Annotated in this window: 8 protein-coding genes (1 of these 8 cut by a window edge); all 8 read right to left on the bottom strand. The window is 70.2% G+C overall.

The window, feature by feature from the left end; genetic code table 11:
• Positions 1-4 precede the first annotated feature (4 nt).
• Positions 5-757: a polyketide synthase gene (locus ACH4VO_RS28345; RefSeq protein ID WP_360993824.1), complete on the bottom strand. Its 753-nt coding sequence runs from the start codon at positions 755-757 to the stop codon at positions 5-7.
• Between the two features lie 2 nt (positions 758-759).
• Positions 760-1,557 carry an enoyl-CoA hydratase/isomerase gene (locus ACH4VO_RS28340; protein ID WP_360993822.1) on the bottom strand — a complete coding sequence of 266 codons (798 nt, stop codon included), beginning with the start codon at positions 1,555-1,557 and terminating at the stop codon, positions 760-762.
• Complete coding sequence (locus ACH4VO_RS28335; protein ID WP_360993820.1) at positions 1,545-2,804, bottom strand: hydroxymethylglutaryl-CoA synthase family protein; 1,260 nt, start codon at positions 2,802-2,804, stop codon at positions 1,545-1,547. The genes ACH4VO_RS28340 and ACH4VO_RS28335 overlap by 13 nt, the downstream gene beginning before the upstream one ends.
• Positions 2,805-2,843: 39 nt before the next feature.
• Positions 2,844-3,980, bottom strand: a complete 1,137-nt coding sequence (gene fabD / locus ACH4VO_RS28330; protein WP_360993817.1) for an ACP S-malonyltransferase — start codon at positions 3,978-3,980, stop codon at positions 2,844-2,846.
• Between the two features lie 78 nt (positions 3,981-4,058).
• Positions 4,059-5,435 (bottom strand): PfaD family polyunsaturated fatty acid/polyketide biosynthesis protein, encoded by a 1,377-nt coding sequence (locus tag ACH4VO_RS28325; RefSeq protein ID WP_360993815.1) that lies wholly within the window; start codon positions 5,433-5,435, stop codon positions 4,059-4,061.
• Positions 5,432-14,710 carry an SDR family NAD(P)-dependent oxidoreductase gene (locus tag ACH4VO_RS28320; RefSeq protein WP_360993812.1) on the bottom strand — a complete coding sequence of 3,093 codons (9,279 nt, stop codon included), beginning with the start codon at positions 14,708-14,710 and terminating at the stop codon, positions 5,432-5,434. Before ACH4VO_RS28320 ends, ACH4VO_RS28325 begins: the two co-directional genes overlap by 4 nt.
• A gap of 1 nt (position 14,711) precedes the next feature.
• Positions 14,712-23,729, bottom strand: coding sequence for an SDR family NAD(P)-dependent oxidoreductase (locus ACH4VO_RS28315; protein WP_360993810.1), 9,018 nt, complete (start codon positions 23,727-23,729; stop codon positions 14,712-14,714).
• A protein-coding gene (locus ACH4VO_RS28310; protein ID WP_360993806.1) for an SDR family NAD(P)-dependent oxidoreductase crosses the window boundary here: on the bottom strand, positions 23,722-24,871 show its 3' end. Its footprint extends 7,493 nt past the window's final position; the window shows 1,150 of its 8,643 coding nt (coding positions 7,494-8,643); the start codon falls outside the window, past its right edge — the gene reads right to left on this strand; it ends in the stop codon at positions 23,722-23,724. Before ACH4VO_RS28310 ends, ACH4VO_RS28315 begins: the two co-directional genes overlap by 8 nt.

Below are 24,871 nucleotides of genomic sequence, written 5' to 3'. Positions count from 1 at the left end.
GAGGTCAGCCTCCTGTGTAGTGGGACGTGATGAGAGCCCGGACCTCGGGCTGGTGAAAGGTCTTCTCGTGCATGGCCACCTCGCGCTCGATGTACCGCGGGAGTTCGGCGCGGAGTTCGGACACGAGGTGGCTCTTGAGGGTGACCAGGGAGATCCTGGGTTTCTCGGCGAGGCTCCCGGCCAGTTCGATGGCGTGCCGCAGCACCTCGGCGCGCGGCAGGACCGGGAAGGGGACGCCCCGGTCCTTGAGCTCGTGGCCGTAGTACGTCTTCGCGGAGAGCAGCATCTCGCCACCCAGGCTGAAGCCGAGCTTCTTGGGCAGGACCAAGGTCGCGCCCATGCCGGGTGTGAATCCGTATTTCATGAAGTTGGTTGTGTAGATGCTTTCCTGACCTAGTATCACGAAATCGGCGAACATCCCCATGGCGAAGCCGCCGCCGATGCCGTGGCCCTGCATCGCGGCGATGACGGGGACGGGGCAGTCCAGCGCGAGGCCGTAGATGTCCGCGTCGGTGAAACTGATGCGCCGCTCTTGGATCAGCAGCAGGCTCTCCTTGGTGCCGCCGCTGGCGAAGTAGTTGCCGTAGCCGGTGAGTACGACGGCTTTGCACCGGTCGTTCGCCCCGACCCTCGCGAAGGCATCCTGCAGGCCGGTGATGAGCGCGTCGGAAAAGGTGTTCTTGTGCACCGTGTCCTGCATCGTGATCTGGACGATGGAGGGGGTGATCTCCCGGTATTCCACGGGTGGGCTCTGCATGTCTACTCTCCTTCCCAGGGGAACTGCCCGGTGTTCACATAGCGTTCGATCTTGCGCAGGTTCTCGTGGTCGGAGAACACCTCCTGGTTGGCCGCGACGGCCTTGGCGCGGGAGGGGAGCAGAATGTCATCCAGCTCGCGCAGGTAGTGCTTGTAGCGGGTCATTCCCGTCTTGGGCAGATAGCGCAGCCGCAGCAGGTGCCGGCGCAGCAGATTGTCACTGCTCTCCGCGCAGGCGTCGGCGAGGTGCCAGTTCACGGCCTGTTCGGCGGTGAACGGCTGGGTCATCAGCGTGATGAAGTTGGCCTTGGGCAGGCCGACCTTCCTGATGAGGAAGGGCAGGACGCAGGCCGGCATGAGTCCGAAGAGCATTTCCGACAGGCTGAACGTCACGGTGTCCGCGCACAGCACGATGTCGCATGCCGCTACGAACCCCACTCCCCCGGCGTTGACCTTGCCGCGCACATGCGCCACGGAGACGAACGAGCCGAAGGCCAACGCGAGCCACAGGTCGTACAGGGCCACGGCCGGTGAGCCCTCGTCCCCTCCGTCCTTGTCCCCGTGTCCTTCTCCCCCTGCTATCTCCGCGAAGTCGGCGCCCCAGCAGAACACCTCGGGCAGGCCTTCCAGGACGAGGATCTTGGCGTGTTCCTCCGCGAAGCGCACCACTTCGGTGCACTCCTCGACCAGCCGGGTGCTGATGGTGTTGCCGTCCTCCGGGCGGTGCAGTTGCAGGAAGCAGATCTCGTTCTCGAAGCGGACCTTGACGGTGTCGTATCCCGCGGCGTTCAGGACACCCACTGGTACTCCCGGTGGAACTCGTCGATCTCCTTCAGGAACAGCAGTTCCTTTCCGAGCGCGGTCCGGGCCTGCGGCACGATTCCGGTGTTCAGCAGGGCCTTCCGGGTACCGAACTTCACCGCGTGGTTGGCCTTCAGCAGGGCATCGTACTCGGGCATCGTCAGCTCGTACCGGGCGCCGAGGTGTTTCTCCATGCCGAGGCCGCGGGTGCGGTCCTGGCTCTCCTGGCGGGCTATGCCGCTGAAGAACTCGGAGCAGCAGCCGGAGCCGTAGGAGAAGACGCCGATGCGCTGGGGGCTGGACAGGTCCGCGTTGTCGATGGTGCTGGCCAGTGACAGCATCGTGGTGGCACCCATGACGTTCCCGACGCGCTGGCAGTACGTCAGCCCGGGGTGCATGCGCCGCTGGAAGTCCTCCTCGATGGCCGCCGGACGCGCCTTGGCTATCTTGCGCATCAGATTGCGGTGCGCGCCCTTGATCATGCCGCCGAATGGCGTGTGGAAGGCGAGGTAGCCGAAGCTGGAAACCAAGTCCACTTCGCCGACGCGGCGTTGGTACTCGCGAAAGGAGTTCTCGCAGCAGTCCAGGTACGACAGCAGGGACAGATCCGCGTTGCCCGCTTCGCTGTCGGGCAGCGGACGGCAGGTGTCCATGACCTCGTAGCCGTAGTAGCCGCTCGCGCCGACGTCTATCTGGAAGATGTGCGGGGTGTCGCTGACGATCATCGCCACGGCGCCGGCGCCGCCGCTCGGCTCGGCGAAGGACCAGTCCTCGGAGAGCGCGTCGCCGCTCTCCGCAACCATGAAGCGGGTGATGTCGGTGGCGATGACCAGGGCCTTCGCGCCCGGCGAGGCCCCCGACAAGATGAAGTTCGCCGCTGTCTGCAGCGCCGCGACACCCGAGTAGCACGCACTCTTGATCTCGAACATGCGGCAGTTGCGGTTCAGCCCGAGGAGGTCGTGGAAGTACGTGCTCATGGACTTGCCGAAGTCGAACGCCGACTCGGTCCCTGTGATGACCAGCTCGATGGAATCGCGCTCCTCCGGCGACATGGCGTCGAGAAGGGGCTTGGCCGCGTTGACGCCGAACGTCACCGGGTCCTCGTAGGGCAGCGCGACGGTCTTCTCCTTCATGAGGAGGTTGTCGAACCTCGCGGTGTCGAGCCCGCGGTGGATCGCCAGCTTCTCCACGTCGAGATAGCAGGTGCCGGCGAAGATGTTCATCGCTTCGATGCCAACGGTTGTCATCAGTTCTCCTCCTGGGGCTTCTGGTCGGTTCGGTCCGATTTACTGCGTCGCTGGGACCGGCTCCAGCTCCTGGAGATCGAAATATCCTCGGTAGCCGTGCATGTAGACGGCTGCCCGGTGCCCGAAGAGGACGCTTGCCGCCGTGGCGGTCTCAAGGTTCCCGTAATTACCCGTGGTGGACCGGAACCGAGAGCCGATCGCATATTGCTCATTCCACTTACGGACCAGTTCGGCAGAATCCTCGCCCGACTTCCGCGCGGCACGCGGCGGCGAATCCTTCGCACTCGCGCCCTTCTCACTCACGGTCCCCACACTCGCGCTCTTCACGCTCGTGACTTCGCGTCGGATCTTGGCCAGCAGTTTGGTCAGCACATTGCCGTGACCGACCTCTTCGATCTCCATTCCGGAATGCCCGAGGAGGTACTCAACCGTATCGGACCACCGAACGGCGCTCACCATCTGCTCCGCCAAAGTCTTCTTGGTGAGATGGTCCTCATACACCCTCGCGGTGACATTGGAGACCACCGGGATGCGCGGTTTCGCGAACTCTATCCCATCCACGAATTCGGCGAACTCCGCGCGGGCCGGCTCCATGTACCGGGAGTGGAACGCCCCGCTCGTCCGCAGCGGTACGAACAAGTGGTTACCGGTCTGGAACAGCGGCTTCGCGGCCTCGATGTCCTCGGCCCGGCCGGACAGCACGACCTGCGACGGCGTATTGAAGTTCGCCAGGTCGACGGAGTCGAGCCCATTCGACGTGAGGATGGTGCGGATCTCCGCCTCCGAGGCGTTCAGCACGGCGGCCATCCCGCCGCCCGAGGCCCGGCCCATCAACTCGCCGCGCTTGCGTACCAGCGACAGACCCGTCTCGAAGTCGAAGACCTCGGCCGCCAGCAGCGCGTTGTACTCACCCAGGCTGTGACCTGCGACGAAGTCCGGGGCCAGGCCGGTCTCGCGGAGCTTTCGGTAGTAGGACAGAGCGTTGACGACGTACATCGCGGGCTGGGTGTACTGCGTCCGGTCGAGCAGCTTGTCCGGGTCCTCCAGGCAGAGCTCCTTGATGGAGTAGCCCAGGATCGCATCGGCCGCGCGGGTCAGGTCCTGGAATTCTTCGAACAGGGAAGAACCCATTCCCTTCTGCTGCGCCCCCTGTCCGGGGAAGACGTAGGTCCGCATGGTGAATCCTCTCTCGTCGTCTTTCGTAACCGTTCGCGACAATCCCGAAATCGTGTCGCCCACACTTTGCCAGAAAAACTATGCCGATGCCTCCCTGTGACCCAAGAGAATCGAGGAAGCCTCGCGCATCAGCTGCATCGCCATCCGGTCCGGATGCCGATTTCTCCAGCTTTCCCACGGAGCGCCCCGCGCCCACTGGTTGAAAGCCCCCAGCGCGGGACCCGTATGGACCTGCACATTGGCCCGGTCGAGGTCGGTGTCCAGGAACGACAGTCGGCTGGTATAGCCGTAGTACCAGCGGAAGACAAGAGCCATACGGCGTTTAGGACTGCGCTCGGCCCGCTCGATCTCCGACTCGCGTCCCGTCTTCCGCAGGTGCGCACAGGTTTCCCGCCATACCTCGTCGATACTCTTCTTGAAGTACGTGTCCTGGATCTGCCGGCGGATCTCCTGCGGAATTTCCTCCCAGGAGTCGTAGGTCTTGTACAGCGCGTGCAACCGGTTAGCTCGGGCGGGAAACAGCACGCCCTTCTTCAGGACCTGGACCAGGGCGCCGATCTCGAACATGTCGCCCGCCGGGCAGTAGTCGGTGTCCTGGACGTCGATGCTCTGCAACCGGTCCTTCACCGCGTCGCTGATACCGGCCTCGACCGTGCACTGGTTGATGGAGCCCGTCATGACGAAGTCGGCGCCCATGGCGAAGGCGGCGGCGACCGCGTGCGGCGTGCCGATGCCCCCGGCGAGTCCCAGCCGGATCTTGTCCGTGTAGCCGAACTCCCGTGTCATGCGCAGCCGCAGGCTCTGCATGGACGGCAGCAGCACCGTGGACACCCCGCGGTCGGTGTGGCCCCCCGAATCCGCCTCGACGGTGAGGTCCTGCGCCACCGGAATCTGCCGGGCCAGCGCGGCCTGCTCGCGGGTGACCCGGCCCTCCGCCAGCAGCCGCTCGACCATGTCCGGCGGCGCGGGCCGCATGAACTCTGCGGCCACCTCGGGCCGCGAGACCTTGGCGACGATCCGTGTGTCGCGGGCGATCCCGCCCTCCGGCCGGGCCCGCAGCCCCGACAGATGGTAAAGGACCAGGGCCGGGGTGACCTTGATGAAGGCCGATGCCTCGATGACGCGCACACCGTGGCCGAGCAGCATCTCCGTGTTGGCCGTCTCCCGCGCCGGGTCCCGCAGGTCGCACAGCAGATTCACGCCGAAGGACCGGCTGGGCCCCAGGTGGCGCCGGATGTGGGCGATGTCGTCCGCCACCCGTGCCGGGCTCAGGCCGGCCGCACCCAGGAATCCCAGGAAGCCTGCCCGCCCCATGGCGACCACCAACTCCTTCGAGGCGATCCCGCGGTACATCGAACCGGCCGTGTACGCGTAATCGACGCCGAAGTCCCGGCGGAAGGAGGCACAGCCCAGCCGCCCTGCCCCGTCCAGCCCGCCCTCTGCCACCGCGCTCACTTGGCGCCCCGCGCCTTCTGGTGGCGGGTGACCCACGCCTTCGCCACCGGCAGCCGCCTGTCCCGCCGGCCTGCGTAGAGCAGCTTGCAGAAGGACCGTACGGTGATGAGGGCCGCCGGGTCACCGAGCATCACGAAGTGGTTCGCAGCGGCCACGTCGATCTGGTGGAAGTTCGGCAGCTGCCGCTGCCACTGAGCCCAGTAGACGGTGTGGTCCAGGACCGCGCCGTCCTCCTGTGTGGAGAACAGCGGCTCCATCTCCCCGTAGAACAGGCCGCTCTCGTTGCGGAAGTAGAAGCATGTGACCGACTCCGGCCGGGGCAGCGGCACGATGTCGTAGTCCAGCAGCCCGTAGGACTCCTGTACGCGCAGATTGCGCAACACCTGGGCGCGCAGCACCTGCGCGTCGCCCTTCAGGCCCCGCTCGCGCGCCAGCGTGAGCATCTGGTCGAGCAGACCGTCCTCGTCCTGGTCCCAGTCGACCGCGCGGCCGGGCACCAGCACGGTGGCGAAGTCCTCTGGAGCCGGCTTGGACGCGGCGAACAGCAGCGCGTTCACCTGCTGCAACAGCATGTCGGTGCGCGACATGGTCACATCCCCGACGCTGTCGTCGTAGGTGTCCACCATGACGATGCTCTCGACCGTGGCGCCCTGCTCCTGGAGTCGCCGTGTCACCTCGTAGGCCAGCAGGCCGCCGAACGAATAGCCGCCGAGGTCGTAGGGTCCCTCGGGCTGCATCGTGCGAATGATCCGCGCGTAGTGCTCCGCCAGCGCCGGGATCCCGTGCAGCGGCTCGCTGGCGGTCATCCAGCCGCGGGCCTGGACCCCGTAGAAGGGCCGCTCGATGCTGTCGGTGACCGACGCGTACACCTCCACCCCGCCCAGTCCGCCGTGGAACCAGAACACCGGGCGTCCCTCGCGTACGGCGTTGAGGTGGACGATCTCCGGGATGCGCGTCGTTGCGGCGGGCACAGGCGCACCGGCCGGAGTGCCGGACTCGGACCCGAAGCGCCGCAGCAGGTCCCGGGTCGAGCGGCACTCGCTGAGCGCGCTGAGATCGGCCAGGGGGTCGACCTCGGCCTGCAGCGCCTGGAGCAGCTGGGTGGCGTGGATCGAGCTGAAGCCGAAGTCCTCCAGCGGCGTCGCGAGGTCGAGGTCATCCGCCCGCATCCCCAGCAGCTCGGCGACGATGACCGTGATCCGGTCCGCGCTACCTACGGCCGGAACCGCAGGCGCGGGGGCGGCCGTCGGCGCAGGGAGCGGGGTCGTGGCGTCCGGTCCCGGGGGCCGCTGCGCCCCTTCCGGGGGCAGGGGCACCCAGTACCGCTTCCGGTCGAAGGGGTAGGCGGGCAGCGACCGCAGCATCCGGGGGGTCCGGCCACCGCGCGGTACCGCGTTCCAGGGCACCCTTCCGCCCCGCGCCCACAGCAGGGCCAGCTTCTCGGGGCGGTTCTCCGCCAGCAGCTCGCGGACCAGCGTGTCGCCGGCCGGTCCGCTGAGCAGCAGGTCGAGGTCCGAGGCGTCGCGCCCGGCCGTGCCCGTGAACAGCGGTACGGGGGCGGCCTCCTCGGATCCGTCGAGGTAGTGCGTCAAGGCCGCGACGACCTCCTTGAGACTCCCCGCGACCAGCGCCAGTCGGCAGTCCATGGCCTCGCGCCCGCTCTGCAGGGTGTGGGCGAGGTCCGTCAGGGACAGGTCGGGCCACGCGGACAAGAACTCCAGCAGCCGGCCCGCGACGGCCCGCAGCCGGTCGTCGGTGGGGGCGGACAGGACCACGACCTGCGGCGCCGGGTCGGCGTCCGGGGAGTTCAGCGCCTCGGCGCTCCCGGCCGCGGGTTCGGCCACGTACTCCTCCACGACCAGATGGGCGTTGGAACCGCCCGCTCCGAAGGAGTGGATGGCCGCCCGCAACGGGTATTCCCGTTCCTGGCCGTCGAGGTCGACCACGGGCCGGAGCCACGGCTGCGCCTCCTGCGGCAGATGGAACGCGGTGCCCGCCGGCTCCACCCCCGGGTTGAGCCGGCCGGCCCCGACGAACGGGACGAGCCGGCGGTGTCCGAGCTGCAGGACGACCTTGCTCAGCTGTGCTATGCCCGAGGCCGCCTCAAGGTTGCCCAGCGTGGACTTGACCGTGCCGACGGCGCAGAACCCCTCGTCGCGGGTCTGCTCACCGAAGGCGGCCCGCAGCGCCGCGAATTCGATGGCGTCGCCCATCTGTGAACCGTTGGCCGACGCCTCGACGTAACTGATCGTGCGCGGGTGGACGCCCGCCCGCTCCAGGTTCTCCTGGATCAGCCGTTCCTGCCGGCCCGGGCTGGGCACCATCGGACCGCTGGTGCGGCCCTTGTGGTTGGTCGCGCTCGACCGGATGACGGCAAGGATCTCGTCCCCGTCACGGACGGCACTGGACAGCGGCTTCAGCAGCACCGCGCCGACACCCTCCGCGGGGATGAATCCGTCCCCGTCGAGGAGCGCGCGGCTGTCGGGGCGGCTGCCCGTGAGACCGGTCAGGCTCAGTCCCAGGTACTTCTTGGGGTGCAAGGAGAGATTGACGCCGCCGGCGATCACCAACTCGCTGCCGCCCCGGCGCAGTTCTTCGCACGCCATGTGGATCGCGACCAGCGACGAGGAGCACGTGGTGTCGATCGCGAGGCTCGGCCCTTGCAGGTCGAAGAAGTGCGACACCCGGTTGGCGATGGCGCTGGGGCTCATCACCGAGGTGACGGACTCGTGCACGAGGTCGGACGACAGCAGCTGGTAGTGCTGGTACATCGTGCCGACGTAGACGCCGACCTGGCTCCCGTGCGCGGCGTGCAGCCGCTCGCGGGGGTAGCCGGAGCTCTCCAGCAGGGTCCAGACGCACTCCAGGAACAGGCGCGTCTGCGGATCCATGATCGCGGCTTCGCGCGGTGAGACGTTGAAGAACCGTGCGTCGAAATCGGCCACACCGTCGAGGAACCCGCCCCACTTGGTGGGGGTCGTGCCGGGCTTGCTCCGGTCGGCGTCGTAGAACAGGCTGTGCTCCCAGCGGTCCCGGGGCACCTCCGTCACGCAGTCCTCTCCCGCGACCAGTTTCTCCCAGAACCCGTCCAGGTCCTTGGCGCCGGGGTAGCGGCCGGCGAGTCCGATCACGGCGATCGCGTCCTCGCGGGCCTCGGGGTGTGCTTGCCCGGCGGACGCCGCGGGCGTTGTGACGGTGACCGGTCCTTCGGGCTCGGATGCGTACGAGGCTTCGGGTGCAGGCTTGGCCTCGGGTGCGTGCGAGACCTCGGGTGTGTACGAGGCTTCGGGCTCGTCCTGCGTGCCGACGACCGTCCGTACCGCGTCCGCGTGCGAGCGCAGGAAGTAGGCACTCAGCTCCTGGAGGTTCTGGTACTCGAAGAAGAGCGTCTTCGAGAGCGAGCCGAAATCGGTCTCCAGCCGGTTGGTGACCGAGAGCGCCAGCACCGAATCGATGCCGAACCGCTCGAAGGGTGCCGCCGCGTCGATCCGGTGACCAGGCACGTGGATGACCTCGCTCAGCGCCGTCCGCAGATGCGCGACCAGGGCGGCACGTACCGCTTCGGTCCCGGTGCCCGTCGCATGCCGGGGCCGGGTGGCAGCCGGGCCTTCCGCGGCGGCCGACCGCGGCGGTACGGGCCGTGACGCCTCCGGCGCCGCCGGCCGGCCCAGCACGGTGCGCCTGATCCGGTCGGCGTCACCCGCGACGACCATGACCTGGCTGTGCGGCGCGTCCAGCGCGGCGTACAGCGCGCCCATGCCCTCGGTGGTCGGCATGGGCGCCATGCCCAGTCGCTCCTTCATCATGGCCTCGGTACCGGGACCCACCCGCATCCCTCCCTCGGCCCACAGCGGCCAGTCGACCGACACGGAGGCGCCCGAGCGCTCCCCGAGGTCGACCAGCTGCCGCCGGTGGTCCGTGTAGGCGTCCAGGAACGCGTTGGCCGCCGCGTAGTCGCTCTGCCCTGCGTTGCCGAACACCCCGGCCGCGCCGGAGAACGCCACCAGGAAGTCCAGCGGTACGTCCTTGCTGGCCTCGTCCAGGTTCACCAGGCCGGCGACCTTCGGCGCGAGGACCGCGCGGCACTCCTCGGTGGTCTTGCCCTGTACCAAGGCGTCGCGCAGTACCCCGGCCGCGTGGATGATGCCGTGCAAGGTGCCGTGTTCGCGCACGATGTCGTCCACCAGGGCGCACACGGCCGAGGCTTGGGTGACGTCGACCTGCGCGTAGCGTATGTGGGCTCCCTGGCCGCGCAGCGCGGCCAGGACGGGCTCGTGCTCGGGCCCTTGGGGTGAGCGGCCCGCCAGGACGATCGTGATGTCGCGCACCCCGGCCATGTCCCGTGCCACGAGCGTGCCGATGCCGCCCAGTCCGCCGGTGACCAGGTAGACCCCGCCATTGCGCCAGGGCACGCGGGCCTCCGCGTGTGCCTGCTCCTCGCGCCAGGCGAGGGCCTCGACGCGGCCGGCCCGCAGCCGCAGGCAGGACTCGTCGGGATACCGGCGGGCGGCGACGACACGGGACAGCAGCTGCTCGGCGGTCTCGGACGCGTCGACGAGCACCACCTGCGGCAGCAGCCCGGGCTCCTCCGCCTGTGCCGACTTCAGCAGCCCCGACAGGCCGCGCGTGGTGGCCAGTACGCCCGCGTCGGGTACCACGAGCTGTACGCGGACCCCGTGCCCGAGGCCCTCGGCCATCAGGCGGCGCAGGTGGTCGAGCGTCTGGACGGTGTACTCGGTGAACCGCTCCGCGATCCCGGGTGCGGTGGACGTCAGCGGCAGGAGCCGCGCCCGCGGGTCCTGCTGGGCGAGGAGCGTGCCGAGATCGGGCAGGTCGGGCAGCAGCACGACGGATTCCCGCGGCGCGGTGTCCGGGGCGCCGGGGGCCGCTTCGCTCCAGACCGGCAGGAAGCTGACGCAGGACAGCGCCTCGGTCGCGGTCGCGGTCCCGGTCCCGCCCACCTCGCCGCCCAGGACGCGGTAGGACATGCCGCGGATGCGGACGCACACCCGCCCCTGGTCGTCGCAGAGGTCGATGTCGAGCTTGAAGACCGTGCCGTCCGTCCGGGAGCCCGCGCTGGAGCGGATCCAGGCCCACATCGACACCGGGCAGCGGCCGAGCACTTCGAGCTCGTCCAGGGCGAACGGCAGGGAGGGCTTCATGCCGGTCACGTCGAGCGCTTCGGCCGTCCCGGTCGCGAGCCCGATGCCCAGGGAGGCCTGCAGGGTCGCGTCGAGCAGGGACGGGTGCAGTACGTACGCGTCACGCGCGGCGCGCATCGCGTCGGGCAGCACCAGGTGGGCCAGGACCTGGCCGTGGCCGATGTGCAGGCGCTCCAGGCCCCGGTGGGAGGGTCCGTAGCTGAAGCCGATGGCCTCGTACGCCCGGTACAGCTGCGTCGCCGTCAGCTCCGCCCGGCCGCAGGCGGACCGGAGGGCCGGCACGTCGAGCAGCGCCACCGGCTGCACTGTCCTGCGCACCACCTGCCCCTGGCTGTGCACCACCGGGGCGGCGCCGGGCGCGGGGCCCGGCATGCCACCGATCACGTACTCGGCCACGTCGGGGCCCCCGGGCACGAGGGAGGTGACGAGGGTGACGGGCTCGGCGTCCACCGCCACGGGCCGGGCCCACACCACGTTGCGCAGCACGATGCCGTCGGCGCCGCCGCTCTCGCGCGCCCCCAGGGTCAGGGTGGCGGCGGCCCGCGCCATCTCCAGGCAGGCCACGCCCGGCAGCACCTTGCGTCCCTTGACCACGTGGTCGGCGAGGAAGTGCTCCTGGCCGGTGAACCGCGTGCGGTAGCGCCGGGCGCCGAAGTCCGAGACGTCCTCGTGCAGCAGGGGGTGCGGCTCGGCCGTGCCGGGGCCGGCCGCGGCCGACGTCTGCGCTTCGGGCACCCAGTACCGGTCGCGGGCGAACGGGTAGGTCGGCAGCGGTACGCGGGTGCGGCGGTCTTCGGCGAAGAGGGCTGCGTAGTCCAAGGCGTACCCCTGGACGCAGAGGTCCGCGACGGTCGCCAGCAGCTCGGTGCGGGAAGCCGGGTCGGCGGCGGCGGCCTGCCGGAGGCAGTCGTTGCCGAGGTTGCGCAGTGCGGCCCGCTCGTCGAGCCCCTGCGCGGGGACCTCACCGGCGCGCACGCGAGGGCTCTGCCCGCGGTCGAGCCAGCTGCGCAGGCTCTGGAGCAGGTCCTCGCGGTCGCGTACGACGCAGGCCAGCCGGTGCGCGAGGTGTTTGCGGCCGAGCAGGAGGGTGAAAGCGATGTCGCCCGCTTCCAGTTCGGGCCGCTGCTCGCAGTGCTCGATCAGGCGCTGGGCCTGCTCGGCGAGTTGCCCGGCGGTGGCCGCGGACAGGGTGACGAGGTGTGTGGTGGGCGCAGTGGAGGAGCGCTCCGCATCCGGAGCCGCCTCGAGCACGATGTGGGCGTTGGTCCCGCTGACCCCGAAGGAGCTGACCGCGCCGCGTCGTGTGCCGTCGCTCCCGGCCGGCCAGGGCCGGTGCACCGTATTGACGTAGAAGGGGCTGTCGGACATGTCGATGTGCGCGTTCGGCTGCTCGTAGTTGATCGAGGGCGGGATGCTGCGGTGTTCCAGCGAGAGCAGGACCTTGATGACCCCGGCGACGCCGGCGGCGGTGACGGTGTGGCCGAGGTTGGACTTGACCGACCCCAGCGCGCAGTAGTCCCGTCGGTCGGTGTAGCGGCGGAAGGCCCGCTTCAGCGCCTGGTACTCGATCGGGTCGCCGAGCTTGGTGCCCGTGCCGTGCGCCTCCATCATCTGGATGTCGGCGGGACGGATGCCGAAGGTGTCGTAGACCGAAGCCTCCAGCCGCTCCTGGGAGGCGGCACTCGGCGCGGTGATCCCGTTCGACGCGCCGTCCTGGTTGATCCCCGAGCCGCTGATGACGCCGCGGATGTGGTCGCCGTCGGCGAGCGCGTCGCTGAGCCGCTTCAGGACGAGGACTCCGACGCCTTCGCCGGGTACGAAGCCGTCGGCCCGGTCGTCGAAGGTATGGCAGCGGCCGCTCGGGGAGAGCATCCCGGCGCGGCCCGCCAGCGCGTAGAACTGCGGCGTGCACTGCACGGAGACACCGCCCGCCAGGGCCATCTCGGTCTCGCCGCCCCAAAGCCCCTGGCAGGCGAGGTGGATGGCGACCAGCGAACTGGAGCAGGCCGTGTCGACCGCGACCGCCGGACCCTGGAGGTCGAGGTGGTACGAGATGCGGGCCGGCATCGCCGACAGCGCGTTGCCCCACATGGACTGCGGGGGTGCCTCGGCGCCGAACAGCCGCGCGTACCCGCTTTCCTGGCAGCCGACGTACACGCCGACGCACCGCCCCTGGGTGTCGGAACCCGCGCGGCCGGCGTCTTCCAGCGCCTTCCACGACTCTTCGAGGAAGATCCTCTGCTGCGGGTCCATGTAGGTGGCCTCGACGCCGGAGATGTTGAAGAAGGCCGGGTCGAAGCGGTCGATGTCGTCGATGAAGCTGCCGCGTTCGCAGCTCTGCGTGTCGGCCGGGTAGAAGCGCGACAAGTCCCAGCGCGACACGGGCTCGGTGAGGTCGTGGCCCTGGGCGAGGTGGTCCCAGAGCTGCTCGAGGTCGGCCGAGCCGCCGAACCTGCCGCTCATACCGACGACGGCGATGGGCTCTCTGGAGGGGGCGCCCGCGGCGGTCCGCCCCGCGTCAGGCCGGGTGGCCCGGCGGGAGGCGGCCGGACGCGACGCGAGCTGCTCGGGCGCGCCCTGCTGGCGGGCCGGCAGAGGGGCAGCCAGGCCCGCGTGGTCGACGATGTGCCGTGTCAGCCGGCTGACGGAGCCGTGGTCGAAGAGGTCGGTCGTGGACAGGTCGGTGCCGAGCGCACGGTTGAGCTCCTGGATCAGCCGCACGCCGATGATCGAATCGACGCCGTAGTCCATGAAGGCGTCGTCCGCGGCGATCTGCGTCCGGTCGATCTTCAACGACAGCCTCAGCTGCTCGAAGATCGTGTCCGTGACGTGCCGTTCCAGCACCTCGCCGGAGGCCGACGCCTGCGTCACCCGGGACCGGGCGGTGCTTTCACCGACCGTTCGCGGCGCCTCTGTCGCCGTTTCCTGGGCCGGCTGCCGGACGAGGCCGTCGCTTTCCGCGGCGATCACCTGGTAGCCCAGCTCGTGCAGCCGCCGGGCCGGGAAGACCACGGAGGCGAACCCCTCGTCCTCCAGCGCGTCCTCCCAGGACTCGGGCGACAGGCCGGGGCCGCCGGGCATGCGCAGCTCGTCGTCCTCGTAGAGCCACCAGCCGTCGAGGAGGCCGAACGTCAGGTGGGTGAAGAGCGAGTGAGTGGAGATCTCGTTGGCGACCAGGACACCGTGCCGCTTGAGCGCCGCCTTGGCGTTGCGCAGCGTCCGGCGGACGTCCTTGGTGGCGTGCAGGACGTTGGTGGCCAGCACCAGGTCGTAGGAGCCGGGCACGACGTTCTGCGCGGCCAGCGGTTCCTCGACGTTGAACAACCGGTAGTCCAGATAAGGGTACTGGGGCCCGTACTGCTCCTGCGCGTACATCAGGAAGGACTGTGACAGGTCCGTGTAGGAGTACGTCTCGATGTGCCCCGCGAAGGGCTCCAGCCGCTGCAGGACGGTGACGCTGCCACCGCCGGTGCCCGCCCCGATCTCCAGGATGCGGATGCGGGCGGCCGGGTCGGCGCGCACGATCTCCCGCACCACGGCGGCCGCGGCGTCCGCCAGGATGCCGTTGAAGCAGTCGGACACGGGGTTGTCCCGGTAGATGGGTTCGACCAGCTCCATCGACGAGCCGGGGAACATCACATCGGTGGCGAGCACCTCGCCGCGCAGGATGCCCGGCAGCGCCCGCAGCGTGGCGTCGAGCAGCGTGAACTGCGCCCGCAGCGCGGCATCGTTCTGTGAGCGGGCGGCGACGTCCTCCCACTGCGCCCACACGGCGGCGCTGTCCACCGCCGCTGCCGGAGCCGGTCGCGCGGGGGAACCGGCCAGGAGCCCGTGACCGCGCAGCCGCCGTACGGATTCTCCCAGCCAGCGCTGTAGTCCGCCGCCGGAAAGGAGGGCGGGAGCCTGGCCGGAGAACTGCCCCGCGTTCTGCAACTGCACAAGCAGCAGGCGGCTCAGCAGGTCCTCGTCCACGCCCGCGGCGGCGCCGGTCGGCGTTCCTGCCGCCGCTGCGGGCGCCGGCGTACCGGCCTGCTCCTCGCACAGTTGCTGCAGGGGGACCCGCGTGCCTGCGGGCACCATCGTGATGGCTTCGCGCTGGATGTCGTTGAGCATGTCAGGAATTACCCCCGTGGGCCTTGATCAGCCCAAGTTGATCGAACGTGCCCGAAAGAAGGACGTCGAGAGCCGCCATGCCGTCCGCCGGCTCGATCGAGCCGGCCCCGGCCCTGTGCATGCGCTCCCGGTACTCCGGTGCGGCGACGATGCCGACGGTGCCCCAGTAACCCCAGTTCATGGTCTTGACCGGAAGGTCCAGCCTGCTCGCGAGGTGCTGGGCGAAAGCGTCCTCGAACACGGATCCCGCCACGTAGTTGCACTGCCCCGACGCCGTCAGGAACGAGTTCATCGAGGAGAAGAAGAGCAGGAAGTCCAGCGCCTCGTCGCCGAAGACCTGGGCGAGTCGGACGCTCACGTCGACCTTGGCCGTGACCGCGGCGCGGAAGCGCTTCTCGTCCATGCGCTCCAGGCTCTGGTCGAGCAGCACGATCGCCGAGTGGATCACACCATGGACCACCGGATGGGTCCTCTTGATCTCCTGGTACGCCCGCTCCAACGCTGCCCGGTCGGTGGCGTCGGCTCGCACGTAGCGCGGCGGGGGACCGTACTCCGCCAGCCGCCGCAGCTTCGCCCGTATCTCCTCGTCCTCCTCCCGGCGCCCGATCCACACGACCTGCGCCCCGTAGGTGCGGATCAGGTGCTCGGTCCATGCCTCGCCGATGCCTCCCGCGCCTCCGATCACGACGTACACGCCGCCCTGCCGGTACACCTCAGGGCGGGTGCGCTCCGTGGCCGTGTCCTGCACCGGGACGAGGCGCCGGCGGTACCAGCGGGAGCGGCGGTACGCCCGCACGCTGCCGCTCTCCTCGCGGGGTATCGCGAAGAGTTGTGCCACCGGCCAGTCGCGGTCCGGGTCGAGATCGGCCAGGCGCACCGTCCAGCCCGGGTACTCCTTCGCCACCGAGCCGAGCAGTCCGTGCAACCCGGCGTGGGTCGGGTCCACGGCGTCGGTCCGCCGGACCCGCACCGCCCGCTCGGTCACGACCGTGACGTCGAGCGCGCGACGGCCGTACCCCCGGCTCACCAGCGCCTTGAGCGTGCGGAAGCAGGCGTACAGACCGGCCTCCTGCGCGTCCACCAGCGCGTCGTCCGCGACGTCGGTGACGCCTGCGTACGGAGCCAGCCAGACCAGGTGCCCGAGGGGCTCGCCGGTGGCGTCGAGCTTCGCCGCGATGCTCTCCGTCGTGTCCGCGGGGTCCAGCGGCAGGTGTTCGGCGCCCGGATGGGCACCGCGGATCCGCTCCAGGTGCTCCGCGGCGCCGCCGATGACGACGACCCGGCCGGGCGGCACGGCGGTGTCCTGCGGCGTGCGCGGGGCGACCGCGTCCCAGACCGGCGCCAACAGGACGTTCGTACCGTCCGGGACCTCGCTGTCGGGCCCGACCGGTGCGCGTTGTCCGTCGGTGACGACGGGGTTCTGTGCCGGGAGGGACACCGGGGGCTGCTCGATCGCCGGGACGCCGTCGAACCAGTAGCGCTCCCTGGCGAAGGGGTACGTGGGCAGCGGGACCCGGCGGGCCCCGGTCCCCACGGACAGCCGCGCCCAGTCGACGCGCGCGCCACCGCTCCACTCCGCGGCCAACCGCTCGGCCTCCGCCGCCGACACCGCGCCGTCCGGACCGGCCTGCGGCACCAGCTCGAAGTGGCCTGCCCTCTTCTTGCCGGCCCGGCCGGTGAACACGCCGTCCGCCCCGCCGTCCTCGGCGTACCGCGTCAGCTTCTCCGCCAACTCTCCCGGCGTGCGGGCCACGACGGCCAGCCGCCGTGCCATGGCCTCCCTGCCGTGTTGCAGCGTGTGGGCGACGTCCGCCAGGACCAGCGACGGGTGTCCGCGCAGGTGCGCCGCGAGGCGGGCGGCCGACCTCCTCAGCTGCTCCTCACTCCTGGCGGACAGCACGAAGACCTGCGGCGACGCCCCGGCCGGCCGCTCCGCGGCGTCCGGCGGGTACTCCTCCACGACCAGGTGGGCGTTGGTGCCGCTGAAGCCGAACCCGCTGACGGCCGCGCGTCGCCGCGAACCCGGTTCGCTCTTCCACGGCGTGAGCTCGGTGTTCACGCGGAACGGCGAGCCTTCGAAGTCGAAGTGCTCGTTGGGCCGGTCGAAGTGCAGCGTCGGCACCAGCTGCTCGTTGCGCATGCACAGCAGCACCTTCTGGATCGAGGCGATGCCCGCGGCAGCCGAGGTGTGGCCGAGGTTGCTCTTCACCGAACCGATCGCGCAGTAGCCGGTCTTGTCGGTCCGCTCCCGGTAGACCGTCGCGAGGGCTTCCAGCTCGATCGGGTCGCCCAACTTGGTTCCCGTACCGTGCGTCTCGACGTAGCCGATGCCGGCCGGGTCGATGCCGTACCGCTCGTAGACGTCGCGCTCCAGCTCGATCTGGCTCGCGACGCTCGGCGCGGTGATGCCGTTGGTCCGGCCGTCCTGGTTGATGCCTGAGCCGACGACCACACCGTGGATGTGGTCACGGTCACGAACCGCGTCGTCGAGGCGTTTGAGTACGAGCGCACCCACGCCCTCGCCCGGCACGAACCCGTTCGCACTGTTGTCGAAGGCCTTGCACCGGCCGTCCGGGGACAGCATTCCGGCGCTGGACATGCTGAGGTAGGAATCCAGGCTCAGATAGAGCGTGACACCGCCGACGAGGGCCATGTCGATCTCACCGCTCCGCAGGGCCTGCGTGGCCAGATGGGTGGCCACCAGCGAGGACGAGCAGGCCGTGTCCAACGCGATGGCGGGACCCTTGAGGTTGAGGAAGTAGGCGATGCGGGCTGCGGTGATGGCGTTGCTGCCGTTCGTGGCCGCCGCGTCCGACCCGCCGTTCTGCCGCTGCATGAGCATGCCGTACTCGCTGCTCATGATCCCGAGGTAGACACCGCACTTGCGGCCGCTCAGCGCGCTGGGATCGTATCCGGCGTCCTCGAACGCGTGATACGCCTCCTGGAGGAAGAGCCGCTGCTGCGGGTCCATCGACTCCGCTTCCGCGGGCGGGATACCGAAGAACAACGGGTCGAAGAGCTCGATGTCGTCGAGGTGCCCCAGCCACTTGCAGTTGACCTTGCCCTCCTGGTGGGGCCGCGGGTCGTAGTGGTCGGCGACGTGCCACCGGGACTCGGGGACCTCCTCGACGCAGTCGCGGCCCTGCGCCAGGTTGTCCCAGTACTCGTGCAGGGTCCCGGAACCCGGGTACCTGCCGGACATGCCGACCACGGCGATGGCGCCGGCCGGGAGGGAACGCGCTCGCGGCGCTACGGCGCCGGGGCGGGCCGTCCGCTCGGCCACCACGACCGGCTCGGGCACCGCGACGGGCTCGGGCTCGGGCTCGGGCTCGGGCTCGGGCTCGGGCTGCGGCTCGGTCACTTCACGAAAGGGTCGCCCTTGAGGGGCGCCTCCCTGGGCCAGCTCCCGGACGACGTACGCCGACAGTTCCACGAGGGTGGGGTGGTCGTAGAGCCGGGTGACCGTCAGCTCCAGTCCGTACCGCTTGTTGATCGCGTTCATCCACTCGACGCCCACGATGGAGTCCAGGCCGAGATCGGTGAACTTCGTGTCCGGGTCGATCTCTTCCTCGACCATGTACAGGGCTTCGGCGAGGCTCGCCGCCAGCTCGGTGACGACACTGTCCTGGTCCGGAACGGCGGGCGCCGCAGGGGTCGGCGTGACGGGCGTCGGGCCGGGCGTCGGGCCGGGCGGGGGCGGGCCTGCCGGGACAGGGCCCGGGTGGCTTTCCGTGCTGGTCACGGCGGCTGCGACAGCCTTGTCGGCCGGTACCTCCGGCGCCAGGACGACGCCCGGGGAAGCAGGTCGCGCAGGCGCCGACCCGCCGTTGTGCCCGAAACTCGCGTCCAGGGGTGTCAGCCCGATCCCGCGCGGCTTCGCGGTGACCCGGGTGGAGGGTGCCGGTGCAGCGACCGGCACGGTGGTGACCGGCGCGGTCAGGACCGGTGCGGCGGGGAGCACCGGCGGCTCAGCCGGTTCGGCTGCCGTGACGGCGCTGGGGCCGGCAGGCCGGGGGCCGGACCGCGCACCGTCGGCTATCCAGAACCGCTGGCGGGCGAACGGGTACGTCGGCAGGGAGATCCGCCGCGGCAGCGCGTTCGGGTAGTAGCTGCGCCACGGCAGATCCAGACCGTTGGTCCACAGTTCGAGCAGCTTGGCGAACTTCCTCTTGTCCACCCAGGCCGTGATGGTGGCTTCCATGTCCTCGTCCTCGACGAGGAGCGAGACGACGTCCTGGGAGCGCCTGCCGCGACCGCGGTACAGCTCGGCGTCGTCCTTGCCCTCCACGTAGTCGCCCAGCCGGGCCGTCAGCTCGGCCGCCGAACCGGCCAGGAACGCCAGCCGCTCGACCATGTGCTCGCGGGCCACCTGGAGTGTCGCCGCGACAGCGGACACCTCGGTGTCCTCGATCCGCTCCTCGCGCGCCCAGTCCAGCAGGCGCCGGGCCTGCTCGCGCAGCTGCTCCTCGGTCCTGGCCGAGAGCACGATGAGCGACCCCAGGGGCCACGCCGCCGGATCGTCGGCGGGCGCGGGTCCGGCCGGTACGTACTCCCCCACGATGACGTGGGCGTTGGAGCCGCCGGCCCCGAAAGACGAGACACCGGCGATGCGCGGATACTCCCGAGGTCCGTCGGGCGTGTCGATCACCGGCCGCCGCCACTCCGCCAGTTCCTGCTGCACGCGGAAGGGGGTCTCGCTGAAGTCGATATACGGATTCAGCGTCTCCGAGTGGAGCGAGGGGGCCAGCCGGCCGTGTGCGAGCTGCAGCAGCACCTTGGTGAAGGCCGAGATGCCCGCGGCGCTCTCGGCGTGCCCGATGTTGCTCTTGACCGAGCCGATCGCGCAGAACTGCCGGTCACCGGTGTGCCGGGAGAACGCCTTGGCGAGGCCGGCGATCTCGATCGGGTCCCCCAGTGAGGTGCCCGTGCCGTGCGCCTCGACGTAACTGACGGCGCGCGCGTCGACCCCCGCCCGGTCCAGGGCGCGGGCGACCACGTCGGCCTGGGCGTTCGGATTGGGGACGGTGTAGCCGTTCGTCCGGCCCCCGTGGTTCACCGCTGTCGCCTTGATGACGCCGTAGATACGGTCGTTGTCGGCGATGGCCCGGTCCAGCGGCTTGAGCATCACCGCTCCCACCCCCTCGGCGGGCACATAGCCGTCGCCGCCCTGCCCGAAGCTCTCGCAGCGGCCGGTGCTGGACGCGAAGCCGGCTTGTCCCAGCAGGAGGTACTTGGCGGGGTGCATGGAGAGGTTGACCCCACCGGCGATGGCGACCTCGCAGTCGTCCCCCTGCAGGCTCTGGCAGGCAAGGTGGAGAGCCGTCAGGGATGAGGAGCACATCGTCTTGACCGTGAGGCTCGGTCCCTGCCAGTCGCAGAAGTAGGAGACGCGGTTGGCGATGTTCGCGGCGTTGCCCGGAACGGCCCTTCCGTCGGCCATCGCCTGGTCGGTCGCGCCGTACAGCTGGTACTCGTCGTACATCGAACCCACGAACACCCCGACGTTGCCCCCGGCCCCCTTCGGGGAGGGCGCGGTCAGGTCCTGGCGGGTGTACCCGGCGTCCTGGAGGGTCTCGTAGACACACTCCAGGAACAGGCGCTCCTGCGGGTCCGTGAACTCGGCCTCGCGCGGCGACATGTTGAAGAACAGCGGGTCGAACCGGTCGATGTCGTCGAGGAAGCCGCCCCACTTGGAGTTCGTCCTCCCCGGCGTGGAACGGTCCGCGTCGTAGTAGGCACCGGCGTCCCAGCGGTCCTCGGGGACTTCGGTGACGCAGTCCCGGCCTTCGGTGAGGTTGCGCCAGAACGTCCGCAGATCGGGCGCCTGCGGGTATCGGCCGCCCATGCCGATGACGGCGATCTCCGTGGGGCGCGGTGCGGGTCCGGGCCGCGGCACGTCGTTGACCGGGGCCGCCCGAACTGCCGACGCCCGTGGGGTCCTTGCGGGCCCGGCGGAGGGCTCGTCAGCGGACGCGGGAGTGGGCGCGGGAGTGGGCGCCGTGGCGGCCGGTCCGGTCCCCCGCAGTTCACGGAGCCGGTCCTTGTGGGCCTCGATGAAGTACCGGCTCAGCTCGTTGATGTTGCGGTACTCGAAGAACAGCGTCTTCGGCAGGTTCCCGAAGGACGCCTCCAGCCGGGCGGTGAGGTTGACGGCCTGGATCGAGTCGATGCCGTAGCGCTCCAGCCGGCTGCCCGGCTCAAGACGCTGGGCGGGCACCTTCAGCACCTCCGACAGCAGCGAGGTGACGTATCGAACGGTCCACCCCTCCAGGCCGTCGTCCGGGCCCGCCGCCGGGCGGCCGCGCGCTCCGGTGTCCGCGGATGCCGTGTGCTCTCCGGCTTGCTGCATCGTCAGCGCCTTTCTGATCCGGTCCGTGTGCCCAGCGGCGACAAGCACCTGGCGGTGGTGGGTCTGGAGGCACCGGGCGAAGGCTCCGAGCCCGGCGCGGCGCTCCAGCGGGGAGATCCCGAAGCGGTCGTACAACACCGTTCTGGTGTCGGCATCGGCACCCATGCCGCCCTCGGCCCACAGCGGCCAGTTGATCGAAAGGGTGCGGCCCGACCGTTGTCCGTCGGCGACGAGACCCTGGCGGTACTCCGCGAACGCGTCCATGAACGCGTTCGCCGCCGCGTAGTCGGCCTGGCCGACGTTGCCGGTGACAGCGGCGCCGGAGGAGAACGTCACGAAGAAGTCCAGATCGAGGTCCCCGGTCGCTTCGTCGAGACTCGCCAGGCCACTCACCTTCGGCGCCAGGACCGCGCGGAACGCCCGTTCGGACTTCCGCAGAATGAAGTCGTCCTCGACCACCCCGGCGCTGTGGATGACGCCGTGGATGGTCCCCGCGGTACGCCGGACCCGGTCGACCAGCGCCTTGACGGCTCCGCGGTCGGCGACGTCGAGTGGCGCGTAGGACACCTCCGCGCCCGACGCGCGGAGCTGCTCCAGGACGTGGCGGGACTGCTCCTGCTCCGGGGAGCGGCCGACCAGGACGAGTTTGGCGTCCTTCACCTGCCCGGCGATCTCCTCCGCGAAGATGCGCCCGAGGCCGCCCAGGCCGCCGGTGATGAGGTAGACGCCGCCTGCCCGCCACGGCGAGCCGGGGATCTCCTGCGGGAACTCCTCGGCCCAGGTGAGCACCTCGCGGCCGCCCCCGCGCAGTCTCACGGTGGCGTCGGCGGGGTCGCGCCGCTCCCGCGCGAGGAGACCGGGCCGCGCCGCGACCGGTGTCGCGGCGGCTACGACCACGACCTGCCCGGTGATCCGCGGGTTCTCCAGGGCAGCGGTCCTCAGCAGCGCACCGAGACCGGTCAGCACCCCTGACTCCGGTCCGTCAATCAGCAGGACCTGCAGGACGTACTTGTCCTGCGTACCGTCCTGCAACAGTTTCTGCGTCCTCTCCAGCACCTGGACGGCGTAATCGGTGTAACGGGCGTCGGCGGTGGCGCCCCGGGAGGTGAGCGTCACCACCTCGCAGTGCGGATCCGTCGCGGCACCGTCCCCGAGCGCACCGTGCTCGGCGAACACCACGGCCCGCCCGCCGACGGCACGGACGGCCGCGTCGGGCCACGCACGCTGCTGCCAGCGCGGAGCGGCGAACACCTCGCCGGCCGCGGACGTGACGGGGGCCTCAGCTGCCGTCTCCGGGTGCGTCGCCCGCAGGGAGAGGCCCCGGACGAGTACCTGGACCCGTCCGGCGTCATCACACAGATCGAGGTCGAAGGACCGGATGGTCCCGCCCACCGTGTCCCGCGCGCCACGTCGCCCCCAGACCCAGAGGGCCTCGCCCGGGGCGGTGAGCACCTCGACCCGGTCCACGCCGAACGGCACGAGCACCTGCCGCTGGTGGTCCGGTTCGCCGGCCAGCAGCCCCGCGCAGGTCTGGAAGGCCGCGTCCAGCAGGCTCGGGGGCAGACAGCAGCCGGCCGCGTCGCCGCGCGCCGCGGCGGGCAGCACCAGCCGCGCGAGCACCTGGGACTCGCCGACGAGCAGATGATCGATGCCGCGGAACGTGTCGCCGTACGCGATCCCCGCGGATTGGAAGGCGGGGTAGATCTCCGCCGCGTCCAACCGCCGTTCGCCGCATACGGTCCGCAGCCGCGCCAGGTCCACGGTGGCCGGCGCCGCGTCGCACGCCACCACCGAGCCCGTGCACAGTACGGTGGCGTCGGCGCCCTGACCTGCGACGGACATCTGGAAGGGGACCGCGTCCGGGGACTGCGGCCCGAGCTCCACGCTCAGGTCGCGCGGCCGCGTGTCGATGCGCAGCGGCCGGATCCAGACGACGTCCGTGAGCGCGACGCCGGCGCTGTCCGCCACCGGTCTTCCCTCGGAGGCGGCTGCCGCTGCGAGTGCCAGCTCCAGGTACGCGGTACCGGGCAGCGTCCGCGCCCCGTGCACCAGGTGGTCTCTCAGGACCGGCTCGTCGCCGGTGAAGGTCGCACGGTAGCGCCGGTCCCCGGGCCCGGCGAGGGCGTCCAGCAGCGGGTGGAGTGGGGCAGACGCCTGCGGCGGCACGGAACCGGCCCGTGCCGGTGCGCCCACCGTCACCCAGTACCGCTCCTTGGCGAACGGGTAGGTGGGAAGCGGGATGCGAAAGGGCCTGCGCGGAGCGTAGAGCCCCGCCCAGTCGACGGCGCGGCCGCCGACCCAGACCTCCGCGATACGGCGCCATGCGCGGGCGGAGACCAGCGATCCGACCAGGGTGCGGTCGTCCTCGCTCTGCTCCTCCCAGGTCGGCGACTCCGGTGCCCGGCCGCGGAAGAGTTCGACGGCGCCGTCCTGCTTCAGATGCGTCCGCAGCCCCCGGGTCACCGCGTCGAGGGAATCAGCGGTGAAGGCCAGCCGGCAGTCCAGCGGAGCCCGCCCCACCTGGAGCGAGAAGGCCAGGTCGACCAGGTCGAGCCGCGGCTGCTCCTCCACGAATGCGAGCAGCTCGCGTACCCGCGTGTCCAGCTGCTCTTCTGCCGCTGCCGACAGGGTGATCACAACAGTTGACGACTGTTCTCGGGCGTCACGCATAGCGATATTCCTCCAGCACCACGTGGGCGTTCGTCCCGCTGAATCCGAAAGAGCTCACGGCGGCCCGCCTCAGCTCATGGCCGTTCCGTGCCTCCCAGAACTGGAGGTCCTTGCTGACCGACAACGGGCAGTCGTCGGCGTCGAGGAGTTCGTTGGGTGTGTCGAAGTGGAGCGACGGTACGAGCAGTCCATGGCGCAGGCCGAGCAGCACCTTGTGTACGCCGGCGATGCCTGCGGCGGCGGAGGTGTGCCCGATGTTGCTCTTCACCGAGCCGATGGCGCACGCCCCCGGGGCGACTCCCCGCTCGCGGTAGACCGTGCTCAGGGCGTCGAGTTCGATCGCGTCCCCGAGTCTCGTCCCCGTGCCGTGCGCCTCGATGTATCCGATGGACGCCGCGTCGACGCCGTGCCGGTCGTAGACCGAGCGGAACAGTTCCATCTGGCTGTTGGCGCTGGGAGCCGTGATGCCGTTGGTCTTGCCGTCCTGGTTCGTACCGGACCCGAGGACCACACCGTAGATGTGGTCGTGGCCGGCTTCGGCGTCACTCAGCCGCTTCAGCACCAGGGCTCCGACGCCCTCTCCCGGCACGAACCCGTCGGCTCCCTGGTCGAACGACCGGCACTGCCCGCTTGCCGACAGCATCTGCGCTCCCGACATCCGGACGTAGGAGCCCGCCAGCAGGTACAGCGAGACGCCACCGACCAGAGCGACGTCGATCTCCCCACTGGCCAGTGCCTGCTGGGCGAGGTGCAACGCGACGAGCGAGGACGAGCAGGCGGTGTCGAGGGCGATCGCCGGGCCCTTGAGGTTGAGGAAGTAGGCGATCCGGGCGGCGGCGATCGCGCTGCTGCTGCTCGTCGCGATGGTGTCCCCGTCGTCCTGGTTGCCTGCGGCGAGGAAGCTGTACTCGTTGCCGCTGATGCCCAGATAGACACCGCACTTCATCTTGCTCAGCGACCCGGGATCATAACCCGCGTCCTCGAAGGCCCGGTAGGCCTCCTGCAGGAACAGGCGGTGTTGCGGGTCGATACCTTCCGCCTCGGCCGGCGAGATGTTGAAGAACAACGGGTCGAAGCAGTCCGCATCCTTCAAATAACCCATCGACTTGCAGTAGGTCTTGCCTTTCCGGCCGGGGCGCGGG

Origin of the sequence: Streptomyces sp. NPDC020780, assembly GCF_044334475.1 — a bacterium.
Taxonomy (GTDB): domain Bacteria; phylum Actinomycetota; class Actinomycetes; order Streptomycetales; family Streptomycetaceae; genus Streptomyces.
The sequence above is the reverse complement of the archived record's forward strand: the minus strand, read 5'-3'. Positions and strand labels throughout refer to the sequence as shown.

Bases quoted from the DNA above. Each gene is read 5' to 3' on its own strand.
- ACH4VO_RS28345 (WP_360993824.1), bottom strand. From the start codon at position 757: ATGCAGAGCCCACCCGTGGAATACCGGGAGATCACCCCCTCCATCGTC.
- ACH4VO_RS28335 (WP_360993820.1), bottom strand. From the start codon at position 2,804: ATGACAACCGTTGGCATCGAAGCGATGAACATCTTCGCCGGCACCTGC.
- fabD (WP_360993817.1), bottom strand. From the start codon at position 3,980: ATGCGGACCTACGTCTTCCCCGGACAGGGGGCGCAGCAGAAGGGAATG.
- ACH4VO_RS28320 (WP_360993812.1), bottom strand. From the start codon at position 14,710: ATGCTCAACGACATCCAGCGCGAAGCCATCACGATGGTGCCCGCAGGC.
- ACH4VO_RS28315 (WP_360993810.1), bottom strand. From the start codon at position 23,729: ATGCGTGACGCCCGAGAACAGTCGTCAACTGTTGTGATCACCCTGTCG.